Raw genomic sequence first — 15,239 nt, 5'->3', positions numbered from 1 at the left:
TGTCGCTTCCGGACAAGAAAATGCCGCAGGCGTGATTTCTCGATGCATGTTGCCTAAAAATGTGTAGCGGTTTCAGGGCAAGACATGCGTCAACAAAAAGATGGATAAAATGACCGGGCGACGTGAGATGTTCGAGGCACGGGAGGGCGAGCAGAGGCTGGAGATCGATCCGGCGCTGATGCCGGCGGATGGCGGCGTCGTCTTCATCGGCCGTATCGCCTCGCCATGGACGACGCGCGAAACCTGCCCCAAAAACATGCGCGCAGCGCGCGAGACCCGACAGCCGGCAGCACTGACGATCGACCCACCCTACCGCGCCGGCCTGCAAGGGCTGGAGCGCGCCAGCCATCTCGTCATCCTGTCGTGGCTCCACCAGGCGCCGCGGACTCTGATCGTGCAGAAACCGCGCCATGCGGCTGAAGCAAAAGGTGTATTCGGTCTGCGCTCCCCTGCCCGACCGAACCCGATCGGCCTGCATGTGGCGAAACTGGTTGCGCTCGACCTCGCCACCGGGCGCATCGAGATCGACGCCATCGACGTGCTCGACGGCACCCCGGTGGTCGACATAAAACCCTATTTCGCATCGACCGATGCCTTCGCCGAGGCGACCATCGAAGGGCGCGACGAATGATGAAGGCGCCGACCGGCCGCCGCCGCGCCGTCGCGAAGGCGTTGACCGCGCTTCTGCCGCTGGCGCCCTATGCCGATATGGAGAAGATCCGAGCGGATGCCGGCTCCGTCCACATGAAGACCTTGCCGCCGACCATTGCCGTGTGGCTGGCGACGGTTGCCCATATCCGCCACGCCCATACCGACTACGAAAAGCTGCTCGCCGAAGGTTATGACCGCGACTCGGCGCGTTTCTTCGTCATCGAGCAGACCAATGTCGTGCTTACCCGCTGGCGCGCCACCCGCCTGCTCGACGCCGACGACGAGGATGATTGAAGCTGTTGCCGGTCCGGCACGGTGCTCGGTAGCATGGCTGGCAGCTTTTCACTTCGAGGACGAACGACGCCGGATGACTGGCTCTATGCCCTCTGCTGACACCGATAGCCTGTGATGCAAGGAGGTGCCGATGAGCCAGACCGCACAGGATACACGGCCGCTGCCTGTGGTGAGCGACCGCCACGTCGACCCGCATGCTTATCCCGACGGCATCGCCTTCCTCGACGGCCAGTACCTGCCGATGTCGCAGGCCAAGATCTCGGTGCTGGATTGGGGATTCCTGCATTCCGATGCTACTTACGACACGGTGCATGTCTGGAACGGCTGCTTCTTCCGGCTTGACCTGCATCTCGACCGCTTCTTCGGCGGACTGGAGAAATTGCGCATGACGATCCCGTTCGACCGCGATGGCGTGACGGAGATCCTGCACAATTGCGTGGCACTGTCGGGACACAGCGCCGCCTATGTCGAAATGCTGTGCACGCGCGGCGCTTCCCCTACTTTCAGCCGCGATCCGCGCCAGGCGATCAACCGCTTCATGGCGTTTGCCGTGCCGTTCGGCTCGGTCGCCAATCCCGAGCAGTTACAGCGCGGCCTCAATGTCGCCATCAGCGACAAGGTGCGCATTCCGCCGGCCTCGATCGACCCGGCGATCAAGAACTACCACTGGCTCGACCTGGTGCGCGGCCTTTACGATGCCTATGACCGCGGCGCCGAGACAGCGCTCATTCTCGACTTCAATGGCAATGTCGCCGAAGGTCCGGGCTTCAACGTCTTCTGTATCAAGGACAACAAGCTCTCGACGCCGGCGATCGGCGTGCTACCCGGCATAACCCGCCGCACTGTCTTCGATCTCTGTGCGCTGGAAGGCCTCTTCGCCACCCCGGCGGACGTCAGTGTCGCGGCATTGCGCGAGGCCGACGAGGTCTTCATCACCTCTACCGCCGGCGGCATCATGCCGGTCACGATGATCGACGGCAGCCCAGTCGCGGACGGCAGGCCCGGCGCGATTACCGGCCGACTGATGGCGCTCTATTGGGACAAGCATAAGGATCCGGCCTGGTCGAGCGCTGTACGCTACCCCTGACCGGTCGCCGCTCCCGTCCAAATAATTCCGCCACCGCCTCTGGAAAGTCGCGGGACGCACCGTATATGGCACAAAGCGGAGAGGCCTCCACTTATCTCTGAAAAAATTCCAGCTTGCACGGGCAAGGACTTCATCATGACAAACAAGGTTTGGTTCATCACCGGATCGTCGAAAGGTTTTGGCCGGGTCTGGGCCGAGGCCGCGCTCGCTCGCGGCGACCGCGTCGCGGCAACCGCCCGCGATGCCGGCACACTCGCCGATCTCGTCGAGAAGTGTGGCGACAACATCGCGGCGATAAAGCTCGACGTCACCGACAAGAAAGCCGTCGATGCCGCAATCACCGGGGCGCACAAGCGCTTTGGCCGGCTCGACGTCGTCGTCAACAATGCCGGCTATGGCCATTTCGGCGCCATCGAGGAGGTCAGCGAGCAGGAAGCCCGCGACCAGATCGAAACCAATGTGTTCGGCGCGCTGTGGGTCACCCAGGCCGCCTTGCCGATCATGCGGGCGCAGCGCTCCGGCCACATCATCCAGATCTCGTCGATCGGCGGCGTCAATGCCTTCGCCTCGCTTGGCCTCTACCACGCCTCGAAATGGGCGCTGGAAGCCTTCAGCCAGTCGCTGAGCCTCGAGGTCGCGGAGTTCGGCATCCATGTCACGCTGGTCGAGCCCGGCGGCTTCTCCACCGACTGGGCCGGTCCGTCGGCCAAGGTCTCCAAAGCGCTGGACGCCTATGCGCCCGTCCGCGCTGCCATGGCGGAGCGCCGCAGCCGCGCCGTGGCCGGCGATCCCGAGGCCACCGGACCGGCGATGCTGGCCATCGTCGACGCGGCCGAGCCACCTCTCAGAGTATTCTTCGGCGACGGCGGGCTGCCGATGATCAAGCAGGAATACGCCAACCGCATCGCCACCTGGGAAAAGTGGGACCATGTTTCGGTCATGGCGCAAGGCGCCAACAAGAACCGCAAGGCCTAGTCCGGGTCGCTCAGCCACGCCGTTTCGAGCGGCGTGGCTACCTCGTCAGGCGCGATAAATCCACTGCTCGGGCACCCGCACGGAGATTTCCTCGCCGGACCTGACGATTCCGGGCTTCTCGACCCAGCCTACAAGGCCCCGCAGCCGCTTGGCCACTTTCGGAAAGAGCAGCGCGGTGGCGTCATGGTCCGCCGCCCGGACATGCTCGGCGATCGATTGCCCGGCGACGCGGCATGGTTTGTTCTGGGCATCGATCTTGATCGTCACGCCGCCCTGGAAGAACAGCAGCGAGCCGGATGGCAACATCGAAAGATGCGGCACCCCTTCGATCAGCAAATTGGCGCCGATCCACTCGGGCTTGATCTCCTCTAGGCCCATGCGTTCGGCGACCAGCGCGAGTTCGTCCGCCGCCACCAGCGACAACTGCCTCTCGTTGCGCATCTCGGTGCCGCGCGGATACCAGGGTTCGCGCCCGCCGGAGCGTCGCGCTATCCCGGCATGAAAATCGCCGGCTATGCCGTCGAAGCCCATCTGCAATTTCTCGACCGCCTTGGTTTCGAAATGGTCGAACGGAGCGGCATAGAGCGCCACCGCCCTTGCCGCCAGCTTGCGGCCCGGCACGATGTCGACCGTCAGGTCCGCCGGAAAAAGCTCGAAGTTGGTTTCCTGCATCAGTCTCGTCTAGAGGCCCTGCGCAATGCGGTCCAGTCGAAAGCGCTGATGATCCGATCACGCCGTTTGATGCCGATCACGACTTTCTTACCGGAAACGCCGTTGCCGTCCTCAGCGCGCCGCATTGCCGCCGCGCGGCCGGCATAGACGAGGGCGCCAGATCGGGAGGAGGTTCGGGTCATGCAGGTGGGACACGCCGTTGCCGCGCTCTGGTTGTTCTGGCTGGTATCGTGGATCCTTGCCGCTTCATGGGCGGATCCCGTGCGCAAGCGGGCGGATTTCAGGGCGGAGGCGCGATATCGGGTTCTCTGGCTCGCCGGTACCGTCCTGCTGTTCGTTCCGGCGCACGGCTATGTGGGTCGGCTTCGGCTCTGGACGCCGACGCTCACCCAAGCCTGGATTTGCGTCGCCCTGATCGCCATCGGCATCGCCTTTGCATGGTGGGCCCGCCTGCATCTCGGCCGGCTGTGGTCCAGCACGGTAACGGCCAAGGCCGATCATCGCATCATCGACACCGGCCCTTACGCGCTTGTCCGTCATCCGATCTATACGGGCCTGCTGCTTTCGGTCCTCGCCACCACGGCCGTCAAGGGCACGGTATGGGGCGTCGCGGGCGCTGCCCTGCTGCTTGTCGGGATCGTCATCAAGGCGAGGCTGGAGGAAAGTTTCCTGCGCGGCGAGCTTGGGCCCGCCTATGACGATTACGCGCGCCGCGTGCCGATGCTCGTTCCCTTTTCGCCGGCCTGAAGCGGCAAGCGCGTCCTACAGCATCCGCAGCAGCGCGCCGCCGATCGAATACCCCGCGCCGAAAGCGCAGATCAGCCCGAAGTCGCCCGCCTTCATGTCGGCATGGTTCTCCGACAGCGCGACGATGGCGCCGGCGCCCGCTGTGTTGCCGAGACGCTCCAGCACCATGGGCGCGCGGTCATGATCGACCTCGTGGCCGAATGAGAGTTTCAGGATCATGGCGTTCATGCGCGCATTGGCCTGGTGCAGCCAGAAACGTCGCACCGCCTGCGGCGTCAGGCCGTGCTCGGCCAGGAACTCCACGATGAATTTGTGCCCGGCGACGGTGACTTCCTTGAACACCTTGTTGCCGACCTGCTTGATCAGATTGCCCTCCAGATCGATCCTGTAGGGATCGTCCTGTGCGGTGCGGGTGTGGTAGCCGAGATTGGTGCGGATGTTGTTCGACATCTGCGTCCAGATGCGCGTGTCGAGCACTTCGAAACGTCCCGGCCGTTTCTCGCCGAGTGCCAGCCCTTCGACCACCATCGACACCGAGGCGTCGCCGAAGATGAAATGCGTCTGCCGGTCGCGGAAATTGAGATGGCCGGTGATGATCTCGGGCGTCGTCACTAGGATGCGCTTGTGGGCGCCCGCACGCACGAGATTGACCGCCATGTGCAATGCTGCCGCGGCGGAGGAACAGCCGAGCCCCATGTCGAAGCCCGCCCCCTTGGTGCCCAGGGCCTGCTGCATCTCGATGGCGATCGCCGGATAGGGCCGCTGGTGGTGCGAGGCCGAGCAGATCACTAGGTCGATATCGGAGGGCAGCAACCCGGCATGGTCAAGCGCCTTGCGGGCCGAAGCGATGCCGAACTCGGCCTCCAGCGACAGCGCATCGTCCGGCCGCGCCGGAAGGCGCGGTGCCATACGGGTCGGGTCGAGTATGCCTTCGCGCTCGATCACATGACGGCTGCGCACGCCCGAGGCGTGGACGATGAAATCGCTGTCCGATTTCTGCAGCAGCGGCTGGTCCGTGCCCGACCGGCGCGCGTTTTCCGTGTCGACCCAGCTGTTGAAACTGGCGACCAGTTCCTCATTGCTGATCTCAGGCTCGGGGATTTCGACGCCGATACCGCTGATGATGACGCGATGCATGTCCAGTCCGTCCCATCCGCAGGCGTTCAGGGGCTTTGATGTGGGCGTAAGGGAGGCCCGGCGCAACCCTTGTCGCATTGAGCCGGTTTATGCCAGCTTAAACCGGTTCCCGCGTCCCCTCACCATGCGCACAGTTTGGTGTTGGTCTGTGAGTTGTTCCAGCATGCGCCGTCGTCGCGGCTGCACACGAACTGCCTCGGCTTCTCATCGACGTTGGTCGTTCAAGCCCGCTTGGCGACAATGAAGATGCGCGGGAAACGCAACAGCACCTTGCCATTTGCGGTCTTCTCATAGGCCTTGGCGATCCTGGCCGTGTAGCTTTCGAGGAACAGCATCTTCTCGTCCGCATCGAGCGGGTCGACAAAAGGCTTCAAGCCCGTCGACTTCACCCATTCGACGATCGCCTCGGCGTCGGCCAGCGGATGGTTGTAGATCGTATGCCAGATGTCGAGCCGGTCCGAGAGCGGCGACAACAGATCATAGTAGAACGACACCGGCGGCAGCGGCGCGCGCGCCGCCCCTTTCAGCTTGGCTGCGAACGGCATTTCGGCGGCGGTCTCGCGCATCAGCCTGTGGGAATCCTCGCCCATATTGTCTGGCATCTGCACGGCGAGCGCGCCGCCGGGCGCAAGAAAACCCATCAGCCGCTGGAAGACATCAGGATGTTCCGGCAGCCACTGGAACACGGCATTGGCGAAGATCACATCGACCGGTTGAGCCGGCGCCCATGTCGAGGCATCGGCAAGGTCGAAGCTGACATTGGGCAGGCGTGCCCTAGCCTTCTCGATCATGTCGGGAGACGTGTCGAAGCCGCTCACCTGTGCATCCGGCCAGCGCGCGACCAGAAGCTCCGTCGAATTGCCCGGCCCGCAGCCTATGTCGACAACCCTGCGGGGGAAGTCGACCGGCACCTGCGCCACCAAGTCGCGCGCAGGACGCGTGCGCTCGTCCTCGAACTTCAAATATTGGGCGGCGGACCAATCGGGCTTTGCTGGGCTGTTCAACGGTAAGACCTCGCGGCGGTTGCCACCTTCCATGACCGGCGCGACAAGCCGGCTATCCCAATTGGGTGACGATCCCGTCGTCGCCGACCCGGAACCGCCACTGCAATAACGGCCCTTACCGCGTCAGCCTCTTATGCGTCATGCGGTGCGGGGCCGCCGCCTCCGCGCCCAGGCGGCGAAGCTTGTCCTTCTCATACTCCTCGAAATTGCCTTCGAACCATTCGACATGCGCGTCGCCCTCGAAGGCGAGCATGTGGGTCGCCATGCGATCGAGGAACATGCGGTCGTGGCTGATGATGACAGCGCAGCCGGCATAGGCTTCCAGCGCATCTTCGAGTGCGCTCAGCGTCTCGGTGTCGAGGTCGTTGGTCGGTTCGTCGAGCAAAAGCACATTGCCGCCGCCTTTGAGCATCTTGGCCAGATGCACGCGGTTGCGTTGGCCGCCCGAAAGGTTGCCGACCTTCTGCTGCTGATCGCCGCCACGGAAGTTGAAGGACGAGCAATAGGCGCGGCTGTTGACCTCGTGCTTGCCAAGCTTGATGACTTCGGCGCCACCGGAGATTTCTTCCCACACCGTCTTGTTCGGGTCCAGCGCGTCACGGCTCTGGTCGACATAGCCGAGCTTGACCGTCTCGCCGATGCGGATCGACCCCGCATCAGGCTTTTCCTGGCCAGTGAAGGTCTTGAACAGCGTCGTCTTGCCGGCGCCGTTCGGGCCAATGACGCCGACAATGCCGCCCGGCGGCAGCCTGAACGACAGGTCCTCGATCAAAAGCTCATCGCCGAAGCCCTTGGTGAGCCCTTCAACCTCGATGACGACATTGCCGAGGCGCTCGCCCGACGGAATGACGATCTGCGTGTCGGTCGGCTTGCGGTTCTGCGACTGCTCGACCAGTTCCTCATAGGCCTTGATACGGGCCTTGGACTTGGTCTGGCGCGCCTTCGGCGAGGACTGGATCCACTCGCGCTCGCGCCAGATCGACTTCTGGCGGGCGTCGTCCTCGCGGCCTTCCTGGATCAGGCGTTTGGCCTTGGCGTCGAGATATTTGGTGTAGTTGCCCTCGTAAGGGATGCCACGGCCGCGATCGAGCTCGAGGATCCATCCCGTGACGTTGTCGAGGAAGTAGCGGTCGTGGGTGATGATCAGCACCGAGCCCGGATAGTCGCGCAGGTGCTTTTCCAGCCACGCCGTGGTCTCGGCGTCGAGATGGTTGGTCGGCTCGTCGAGCAAAAGCAGGTCGGGCTGTTCCAGGAGCAGCCGGCACAGCGCCACGCGGCGGCGCTCGCCGCCTGACAGATTGGTCACCTCGGAATCGGCCGGCGGGCACTGCAGCGCGTCCATCGCCATCTCGACCTGCTGCTCGAGGTCCCAAAGGTTGAGCCGATCCATCTCGTCCTGGAGCTTGGCCGACTCGTCCGCCGTCTCGTCGGAATAGTTCATCATCAATTCGTTGTAGCGCTCGATGATGGCGGTCTTCCTGCCGACGCCGTCCATGACGTTTTCACGCACGGTCTTGCTGTTGTCGAGCTGCGGCTCCTGCGCCAGGTAGCCGACCGTGGCGCCTTCGGCCAGCCACGCCTCGCCCTGGAACTCCTTGTCGAGCCCGGCCATGATGCGCAGGATGGTCGACTTACCCGAACCGTTAGGACCGAGAATGCCGATCTTGGCGTCCGGGTAGAAGGACAGATGAACGTTATCGAGCACCTTCTTGGTGCCGTAGGCCTTTGACAGGCCTGACATGTGATAGATGAACTGGCGTGCCACGCGCGCTTTCCCTGAAAAACTGACTGATTTGTCGATCTGAATGGAGGTTGGCCGCTATGTAGGCGATGCGGAGCCGAACGGCAATCGCTTTCGCCGCATCGAACCGATCACAGGCCGCACAACAACGGGCGTTGGCGCCCCGGCCTGCCTGCCGGCTGGAATGAGCTCAGGACCTACTGGAACCCGATTGCGTCGACGGTTCCGGTCGGGCAACCGGCCTTGTTGGTCGGCACCGAGGCCAGCAGCAGGTCCTTGAGCGAGCTGTTTGGGCCGATCGGACCGGCAAGGCCAAGCGTCAACTCTCCGATCAGCCGCCGGCCGCTCGACGGATCGATGACGCAGGAGACGCGCACGCGATCGCCGGCGCCGGCGCCAAAGGCCTGGTCGAAGGCGCCGCGGATCTGATCCGCCGTCAGCTTGCCGCCGATGTTCTTGGCGAAGAGATCGCGCACCGCTGAGCCGTTCACCGCACGCATCAGGCCGAGTGCGTCGGAAAAGTACTCCTGCTGGTTCTTGCCGTAGCAGGTGCCGTGCTTGATCCATTCATGCCGCTCCAACTGCGAAGCAGTGCCCGGCATCACCTTGTCGAGTTCCGTGCGCGTGCCGGCGTCCAAATTGACAGGCGGAAGATCCTTCCAGTGCGCCGGACTGTCGTTGGCCTTGTCGCTGGCCGGTACCTGGCAATAGAAGTTCCCGTTCGGCTGCGGCCACAGGCCGTGCAAGGTGAAGTTGCTGGCATCGAATTCATTCGGGTTTTGTGCCTTGCATTCGCTCTTGCTGGACTTGGTCTCGCAAAAAGCCGGCTGCCAGCTCAGCGCGAAGACATATTCGGGTTTTCCCGACGCCGCAGGCTTGCCCTGCCCGCCGGGGGTCGCCGGCAGCGTTGCTGCGCTGCTGCCGGAGAGATGTCCGCAACTGACCTTCACCCAGCGCCGATCCGGATCTGCGCTCGGCACCAGGATAAGATAGTGCGTCGGCGCATCCATGTTGCCCGCCAGCAGCTGATAGCTCTGTCCGGCATCAGTCGAGACATTGCCGGGATTCTTGCCGTTCTTGATGGCTTGCGTCGCTGGACAGGAGGCGTCGGCAACGAAGGTGCCACTCATCCTGACGTCGGCATGGGCCGCACCCGTTAACGATGCCGCCAACATGGCCAATCGGAAAACAACAGCAATGCGCATGGGAATCCCTGGATGAAAAAGGTGGGCGACAGACTGAAGCTGTCTCCATGTCAGAATTGCGATATTCCACCGGCCAGACGCAAGAAACATCATCGCGAGAAATCCGGAATGGCGGATTGACGCTGAACCGGCCCCGGCGCAAACAAGGCCGGCGCCACCGAGGCGGGCCAGGGTGGAAATCACTGAATGTCATTCAGCCAGCAGCGCATGGTCCGTTCGCCGACCGGCGCCGACCTCAATCTTCTGGTCCGGCAGGCCGACGGCCATCCGCGCGCCGTCATCCAGATCAATCACGGGCTGGCAGAGCATGCGGCGCGCTATGATCGTTTTGCCGAATTCCTGGGCGCGCGCGGCTTTAGTGTCTATGTTCACGATCATCGCGGCCATGGCACAACGAAGGCACCCGACGCACCGCTGGGCAGGTTCGCGCATGAGGACGGCCCCGCCAAGGTCATCGCCGATGTCGGCGCCATCCATGATCTCATCGCCGGGGAGCAGCCGGGCCTGCCCGTCATCCTGTTCGGCCATTCGATGGGCGCGTCCGTGGCGCTGAACTTTCTCCTGGCCCATTCGAACCGCGTTCACGCCGCCGCCATCTGGAATGGCAATTTTTCAGCTGGCCTGCTCGGGCAGGTGGCGCTCGGCATCCTTGCATGGGAAAGGATGCGGCTCGGCTCGGACGTCCCATCGCGCCTGCTGCCGAAGCTCACCTTCCAGGCCTGGGGCAAGGCGGTGCCCAACCACCGGACCTTGTTCGACTGGCTGTCACGCGACGGGGCCGAGGTCGACAAATACATCGCCGACCCGCTATGCGGCTGGGACGCCTCGGTGTCGATGTGGCGCGACGTCGTCCAGATGGCGCTCAATGGCGGCAGGGACGCCGGTTTCGTCGGCGTTCGGCGCGACCTGTCCGTCAGCGTCGTGGGGGGCGAAAAAGACCCTGCCTCGGATTATGGCAAGGGGATCATCCAGCTTGCCGGACGCATGCGCAAAATGGGCTTTTCGAATCTCGTTTCAAAGGTTTACAGCGAGACCCGCCACGAAAGCCTGAACGAGGTGAATCGCGACATCGTCATGGACGATTTCGCAGCGTGGGCCGAAACCGCCTTGAAGCGATGAAGCGTTGGCCCATCGCAAGAGCCGTGACAGCGGCAATCTCTGTTGATAGAGGCTTCGGTTCCGACCAATTCTGGTGATCTATGGCTGAGCCCCCGCTGAAAGGCGTCCGCGTCGTCGAACTCGCCCGCATCCTTGCCGGGCCCTGGGCCGGGCAGTTGCTTGCCGATCTCGGCGCCGACGTCATCAAGGTCGAAAGCCCTGATGGCGGCGACGACACCCGCAAATGGGGCCCGCCCTTCGTCATGGGCAAGGATGGCGAGAACCTGTCGGCCGCCTATTACCATTCCTGCAATCGCGGCAAGCGCTCCATCGCCATTGATTTTTCGACACCGGAGGGCGCCGAAACCGTGCGCCGGCTGGTGGCAACGTCTGACGTGCTGATCGAAAACTTCAAGCTTGGCGGCTTGAAGAAATACGGGCTCGACCATGAGAGCCTGCGCAAGATCAATCCGCGCCTCGTTTATTGCTCGATCACCGGATTCGGCCAGGACGGTCCTTACGCGCCGCGCGCCGGCTACGACTTCATCATCCAGGGCATGGCCGGCATGATGTCGATCACCGGCGAGGCGGGACGCGAGCCGCAGAAGGCCGGCGTCGCCATCTCGGACATCTTCACTGGCCTCTATTCCGTCATCGCCATCCAGGCGGCCCTTCGCCACGCCGAAAAAACCGGAGAAGGCCAGCACATCGACATGGCATTGTTCGACACCCAAATCTCGGCGCTCGGCAATCAGAACCTCAACTATCTCGTCTCCGGCAAGTCGCCTGTGCAGATGGGCAACGCGCATATGAACATCGCGCCCTACGAGGTGCTGCCGGTCCGGGACGGTCACATCATCCTGGCGGTCGGCAATGACGGCCAGTTCGCCAGGTTCTGCGCGGTGGTCGGGCTGGACGAATTGCCCGGCAATCCCGATTTCGCCACCAATCCGGCCCGCGTCGCCAACCGGGCGGCGCTACGCGAGCGGATCGTCGAGGCGCTGAAGACCAAGGATCGCGACCCGCTGCTGGCCAAGCTGGAAGCGGCCAGCGTGCCGGCGAGCCCGATCAACACGATCGGACAGATGTTCGCCGACCCGCAGGCGATCGCGCGCGGCATGCGGCTCGATCTCGACGACGGCCATGGCAATCTTCTGCCCTCGGTTCGCGCACCGATGATCATGTCCGAAACACCGCTCGTCTATGAGCGCCCCTCGCCCCGCCTGGGCGAACATACTGACGAAATCCTTGCCGAACTGGAGAGAGCAAAATGAAAACCGGCGGACAATTGATCGTCGACGCGCTCGAGGCCAACGGCACCGACCGTATCTTCTGCGTGCCAGGCGAATCCTACCTCGCGGTGCTCGACGCGCTGCACGATTCGGCGATCCGCACCATCGTCTGCCGCCAGGAGGGTGGCGCCGCCATGATGGCCGACTGCCAAGGCCGCCTGACCGGCAAACCCGGTATCTGCTTCGTCACCCGCGGCCCCGGCGCCACCAATGCCTCCGCCGGCATCCATATCGCCATGCAGGATTCGGTTCCCGTGATCCTGTTCATCGGCCAGGTCGCCAGCCACGCCAAGCAGCGCGAGGCCTTCCAGGAAGTGGACTATGTCAGGTTCTTTGGCGACATCGCAAAATGGGTGGTAGAGATCGACGATGCGTCGCGTATTCCCGAATTCGTCACCCGCGCCTTTGCCGTGGCGACCTCCGGACGCCCAGGTCCCGTCGTCATCTCGCTGCCGGAAGACATGCTGACCAGTGTCGTCGATGCACCGGCCGCGATCGCCTACACCCCGGTCGAGACCAGCCCCGCCGAAGCCGAACTCGACCGGTTCGAGGCGCTGCTCAATGCCGCCAAACGACCGATCGCGATCCTGGGCGGCACACGTTGGGATTTCCAGGCTGTTCAGGAAATCACCCGCATCGCCGAGGCGTGGTCGCTACCGGTCGGCTGCTCCTTCCGCCGCCAGATGCTGTTCGATCATCTGCACCCGAACTATGCCGGCGATGTCGGCATCGGCATCAACCCGAAGCTGGCGACAGCAATCAAGCAGGCCGATCTGGTGCTGCTGATCGGCGGCCGCATGGGCGAGATGCCGTCCTCGGACTATACGCTGCTGAAGAGCCCCTACCCTGACCAGACGCTGGTCCATGTCCACCCCGATGCCGGCGAACTAGGCCGCGTCTACCGTCCAACGCTGGCGATAAATGCCTCGCCCGCCGCCTTCGTGCGCGCCTTCGCCAAACGGAAGGGACCGGCATCGCCGGGCTGGGCGGCGGAGACGGCAAAGCTCCATGCCGCTTATCTCGACTGGTCGACCCCACCGGAAAGCGGTCCGGGCGCCGTCCAGATGGGGCCGATCATGACCTATCTCGAAACGGTGCTGCCCGACGATGCCATCCTGACCAACGGCGCCGGCAACTACGCCACGTGGGTGCACCGCTTCCATCGCTTCCGCCGCTTTGCCACACAGGGCGCGCCGACCTCAGGCTCGATGGGTTACGGAACGCCGGCGGCGGTAGCGGCCAAGGCGCTTTATCCGGATCGCACCGTAGTCGCTTTCGCCGGCGACGGCTGCTTCCTGATGAACGGGCAGGAATTCGCCACCGCCGTACAATACGGGTTGCCGATCATCGTCATCGTCGTCAATAATGGCATCTACGGCACCATCCGCATGCACCAGGAGCGTGAATACCCCGGGCGGGTGGTGGCCACGGACCTCAAGAATCCGGACTTCGCCGCCCTGGCGCGTGCCTATGGTGGCCATGGCGAAACGGTGGAGAAAACCGCCGACTTCGCCCCTGCCTTCGAGCGTGCTCGCGCCAGCGGCAAGCCGGCAATCGTCGAAATCCGGCTCGATCCGGAGGCAATCACCCCGACCCGAACGATGACGCAAATAAGAGACAAGGCCTGAAAGTCGGTTTCCGGCAGTAGAAAGGGCGGCGCTGTCCCGCAAAGCTTTCGCAAGCAAATACGGGCGCGCGCCCCGAGCGACGTCGCGTTACATCGACGCCGCCGCCTTTTCGATCTGACCGCGGATCTCGCCGTCCTTGTTGGCCGCGGTGTGTATGTTGACGTAATATTTGCCGGCCTCCAGATCGGTCACCTGCGTATCGGTCAATGTCGCCGACCCCTTGATCGGGCTCTTGAGTTTTTTGAACGGGATTACGGGGTCCGCATTTTCCCCCTTCGCGGCCGGGCCATGAATATGTGCGGCCGTCGCCGGCCCGCTGAGGCCGGAGTATTTGACGTTCCAACTGAGTTTCTTCTTGGCGGTGTCAAAGGTGAATGTGGCGGTTCCCTTGCCCTTGGTGGTAACGGGTGGGCTCTGCTGGCTGCCATCGAGCGTCGCCTTGAACTTCATCATGTCGGCCAGGGCCGGCGACGCGAACAGGAAAGCGGTCGAAATGGCCAGCGCCGAAAGCGTCGGCAAGACGGTCTGTGTGCGCATGAAGAACCTCCGATTGGCTGTAGCATCCGCCGTGGCTCCCCGCACGCGCATGCCTCCGACGCAACGCTCGGCCGCCCCAATGTATCCAGGCACACGCTTTTGTGATTTGGCCGCATGAAAAAGGGGCGGTCGCCCGCCCCTCCAACATCGTCCATCAAGCCCCGTCACGAGGCCGCTTTGAGGCCTACTTGATCGCCTTGTCGGTGATCGCGGTGGTATAGGCGCCCTTCGGCTCCTTGGTGATGATCTTCTGGTCGAGCAACGCCTTGGCGGTACGCTCATAGGTCGCTGGGTCGAGCTTGCCGTCGGCATTGTCGATGAGCTTGGCGACTTCGCTCATCATACGCTTCTGGTGGTTCTCGTCCTGGCCGCCACCGTCCATGACGATCTCGGCCGCTTCGTCATTGTTGTCGACGGCGTATTTCCAACCCTTCATCGAGGCGCGCACGAAACGCACCATCTTGTCCTCGAAGGCCGGATCCTTGAGCTTATCCTCCGAGGCATAAAGCCCGTCCTCGAGCAGGTCGTTGCCCATCGCCGAGTAGTTGAACACGGTGAGCTGCTCCGGCTTGTAGCCGGCGTCGATCAGCTGCCAAAATTCATTGTAGGTCATGACCGAGATGCAATCCGCCTGCTTCTGAATCAGCGGCTGCACGTCAAAGCTCTGCTTGAGAACGGTGACACCATCCGGGCCGCCATCGGTCTTGAGGCCAAGCTTGTTCATCCAGGCGTAGAACGGATATTCGTTGCCGAAGAACCAGACGCCGAGCGTGTGGCCCTTGAAGTCGGCTTCGGTCTTGATCGGGCCGTCTTTCGGGCAGACCAGTTCCATGCCGGCCTTCTTGAACGGCTGGGCGATGTTGACCAGCGGCACGCCCTTTTCGCGGGCTGCCAGCGCGCCGCCCATCCAGTCGACGATGACATCGGCGCCGCCGCCGGCGATCACCTGCTCGGGCGCAATGTCGGGACCGCCCGGCTTGATGTCGACGTCGAGACCCTCGGCCTCGTAGAAGCCCTTCGCCTTGGCGACGTAATAACCGGCAAACTGGGCCTGCGTGACCCATTTCAGCTGCAACGTCACCTTGTCGGCAGCCATTGCCTGGGACGCGGCCAGCGACATCGCGCCGGCCAGTACAGGAATAATCAGTCTTTTCATTTTTTCCCTCTGGAG

The 15,239-nt window shown here is 63.3% G+C and carries 15 protein-coding genes; 8 read left to right on the top strand and 7 right to left on the bottom strand.

What is annotated here, in order from left to right; genetic code table 11:
• Window positions 1-109: 109 nt before the first annotated feature.
• The 4 genes from tsaA (at window position 110) to LB547_RS00240 (ending at window position 3,007) form a co-directional block, all read left to right on the top strand.
• Window positions 110-631 (top strand): tRNA (N6-threonylcarbamoyladenosine(37)-N6)-methyltransferase TrmO, encoded by a 522-nt coding sequence (gene tsaA / locus LB547_RS00255; RefSeq protein ID WP_140495164.1) that lies wholly within the window; start codon window positions 110-112, stop codon window positions 629-631.
• Window positions 631-945: a DUF2293 domain-containing protein gene (locus LB547_RS00250; RefSeq protein ID WP_140495859.1), complete on the top strand. Its 315-nt coding sequence runs from the start codon at window positions 631-633 to the stop codon at window positions 943-945. The genes tsaA and LB547_RS00250 overlap by 1 nt, the downstream gene beginning before the upstream one ends.
• A 130-nt stretch (window positions 946-1,075) precedes the next feature.
• Window positions 1,076-2,032, top strand: coding sequence for an aminotransferase class IV (locus tag LB547_RS00245; protein ID WP_140559513.1), 957 nt, complete (start codon window positions 1,076-1,078; stop codon window positions 2,030-2,032).
• Between the two features lie 135 nt (window positions 2,033-2,167).
• Window positions 2,168-3,007 (top strand): SDR family oxidoreductase, encoded by an 840-nt coding sequence (locus LB547_RS00240; protein ID WP_140761236.1) that lies wholly within the window; start codon window positions 2,168-2,170, stop codon window positions 3,005-3,007.
• Window positions 3,008-3,052: 45 nt separating this feature from the next.
• On the opposite strand, the gene LB547_RS00235 is transcribed toward LB547_RS00240, so the two are convergent.
• Window positions 3,053-3,679: an MOSC domain-containing protein gene (locus tag LB547_RS00235; RefSeq protein ID WP_140559511.1), complete on the bottom strand. Its 627-nt coding sequence runs from the start codon at window positions 3,677-3,679 to the stop codon at window positions 3,053-3,055.
• A 180-nt stretch (window positions 3,680-3,859) separates the two neighbouring features.
• Between LB547_RS00235 and LB547_RS00230 the strand changes: the two genes are divergently transcribed.
• Window positions 3,860-4,426 (top strand): methyltransferase family protein, encoded by a 567-nt coding sequence (locus LB547_RS00230; protein WP_140761239.1) that lies wholly within the window; start codon window positions 3,860-3,862, stop codon window positions 4,424-4,426.
• 15 nt (window positions 4,427-4,441) lie between these two features.
• Here the strand turns inward: LB547_RS00230 and LB547_RS00225 are convergent, their stop codons facing one another.
• The 4 genes from LB547_RS00225 to LB547_RS00210 form a co-directional block, all read right to left on the bottom strand.
• Window positions 4,442-5,563 carry a beta-ketoacyl-ACP synthase III gene (locus tag LB547_RS00225; RefSeq protein ID WP_140761242.1) on the bottom strand — a complete coding sequence of 374 codons (1,122 nt, stop codon included), beginning with the start codon at window positions 5,561-5,563 and terminating at the stop codon, window positions 4,442-4,444.
• Window positions 5,564-5,784: 221 nt separating this feature from the next.
• Window positions 5,785-6,567: a trans-aconitate 2-methyltransferase gene (gene tam, locus LB547_RS00220; protein ID WP_224646765.1), complete on the bottom strand. Its 783-nt coding sequence runs from the start codon at window positions 6,565-6,567 to the stop codon at window positions 5,785-5,787.
• Window positions 6,568-6,682: 115 nt separating this feature from the next.
• Window positions 6,683-8,332: an energy-dependent translational throttle protein EttA gene (gene ettA, locus LB547_RS00215; protein ID WP_140495150.1), complete on the bottom strand. Its 1,650-nt coding sequence runs from the start codon at window positions 8,330-8,332 to the stop codon at window positions 6,683-6,685.
• A gap of 173 nt (window positions 8,333-8,505) precedes the next feature.
• Window positions 8,506-9,513, bottom strand: a complete 1,008-nt coding sequence (locus tag LB547_RS00210; RefSeq protein ID WP_140761245.1) for a ribonuclease T2 family protein — start codon at window positions 9,511-9,513, stop codon at window positions 8,506-8,508.
• Between the two features lie 186 nt (window positions 9,514-9,699).
• On the opposite strand from LB547_RS00210, the gene LB547_RS00205 reads away from it, so the two are divergent.
• The 3 genes from LB547_RS00205 (at window position 9,700) to LB547_RS00195 (ending at window position 13,531) form a co-directional block, all read left to right on the top strand.
• Window positions 9,700-10,632: an alpha/beta fold hydrolase gene (locus LB547_RS00205; protein ID WP_140567407.1), complete on the top strand. Its 933-nt coding sequence runs from the start codon at window positions 9,700-9,702 to the stop codon at window positions 10,630-10,632.
• Window positions 10,633-10,712: 80 nt separating this feature from the next.
• Window positions 10,713-11,885: a CaiB/BaiF CoA transferase family protein gene (locus LB547_RS00200; protein ID WP_140664775.1), complete on the top strand. Its 1,173-nt coding sequence runs from the start codon at window positions 10,713-10,715 to the stop codon at window positions 11,883-11,885.
• Entirely contained in the window at window positions 11,882-13,531 is a 1,650-nt protein-coding gene (locus LB547_RS00195; RefSeq protein ID WP_140557500.1) for a thiamine pyrophosphate-binding protein, read from the top strand. Before LB547_RS00200 ends, LB547_RS00195 begins: the two co-directional genes overlap by 4 nt.
• Before the next feature lie 87 nt (window positions 13,532-13,618).
• On the opposite strand, the gene LB547_RS00190 is transcribed toward LB547_RS00195, so the two are convergent.
• On the bottom strand, window positions 13,619-14,068 hold the full coding sequence (locus LB547_RS00190; RefSeq protein ID WP_140557483.1) for a CHRD domain-containing protein: 450 nt from the start codon (window positions 14,066-14,068) through the stop codon (window positions 13,619-13,621).
• 184 nt (window positions 14,069-14,252) lie between these two features.
• Entirely contained in the window at window positions 14,253-15,224 is a 972-nt protein-coding gene (locus LB547_RS00185) for an ABC transporter substrate-binding protein (RefSeq protein WP_140761248.1), read from the bottom strand.
• Window positions 15,225-15,239 lie beyond the last annotated feature (15 nt).

The sequence above is a fragment of the Mesorhizobium sp. B264B1B genome, assembly GCF_020165765.1.
GTDB lineage: Bacteria > Pseudomonadota > Alphaproteobacteria > Rhizobiales > Rhizobiaceae > Mesorhizobium.
The sequence above is the reverse complement of the archived record's forward strand: the minus strand, read 5'-3'. Positions and strand labels throughout refer to the sequence as shown.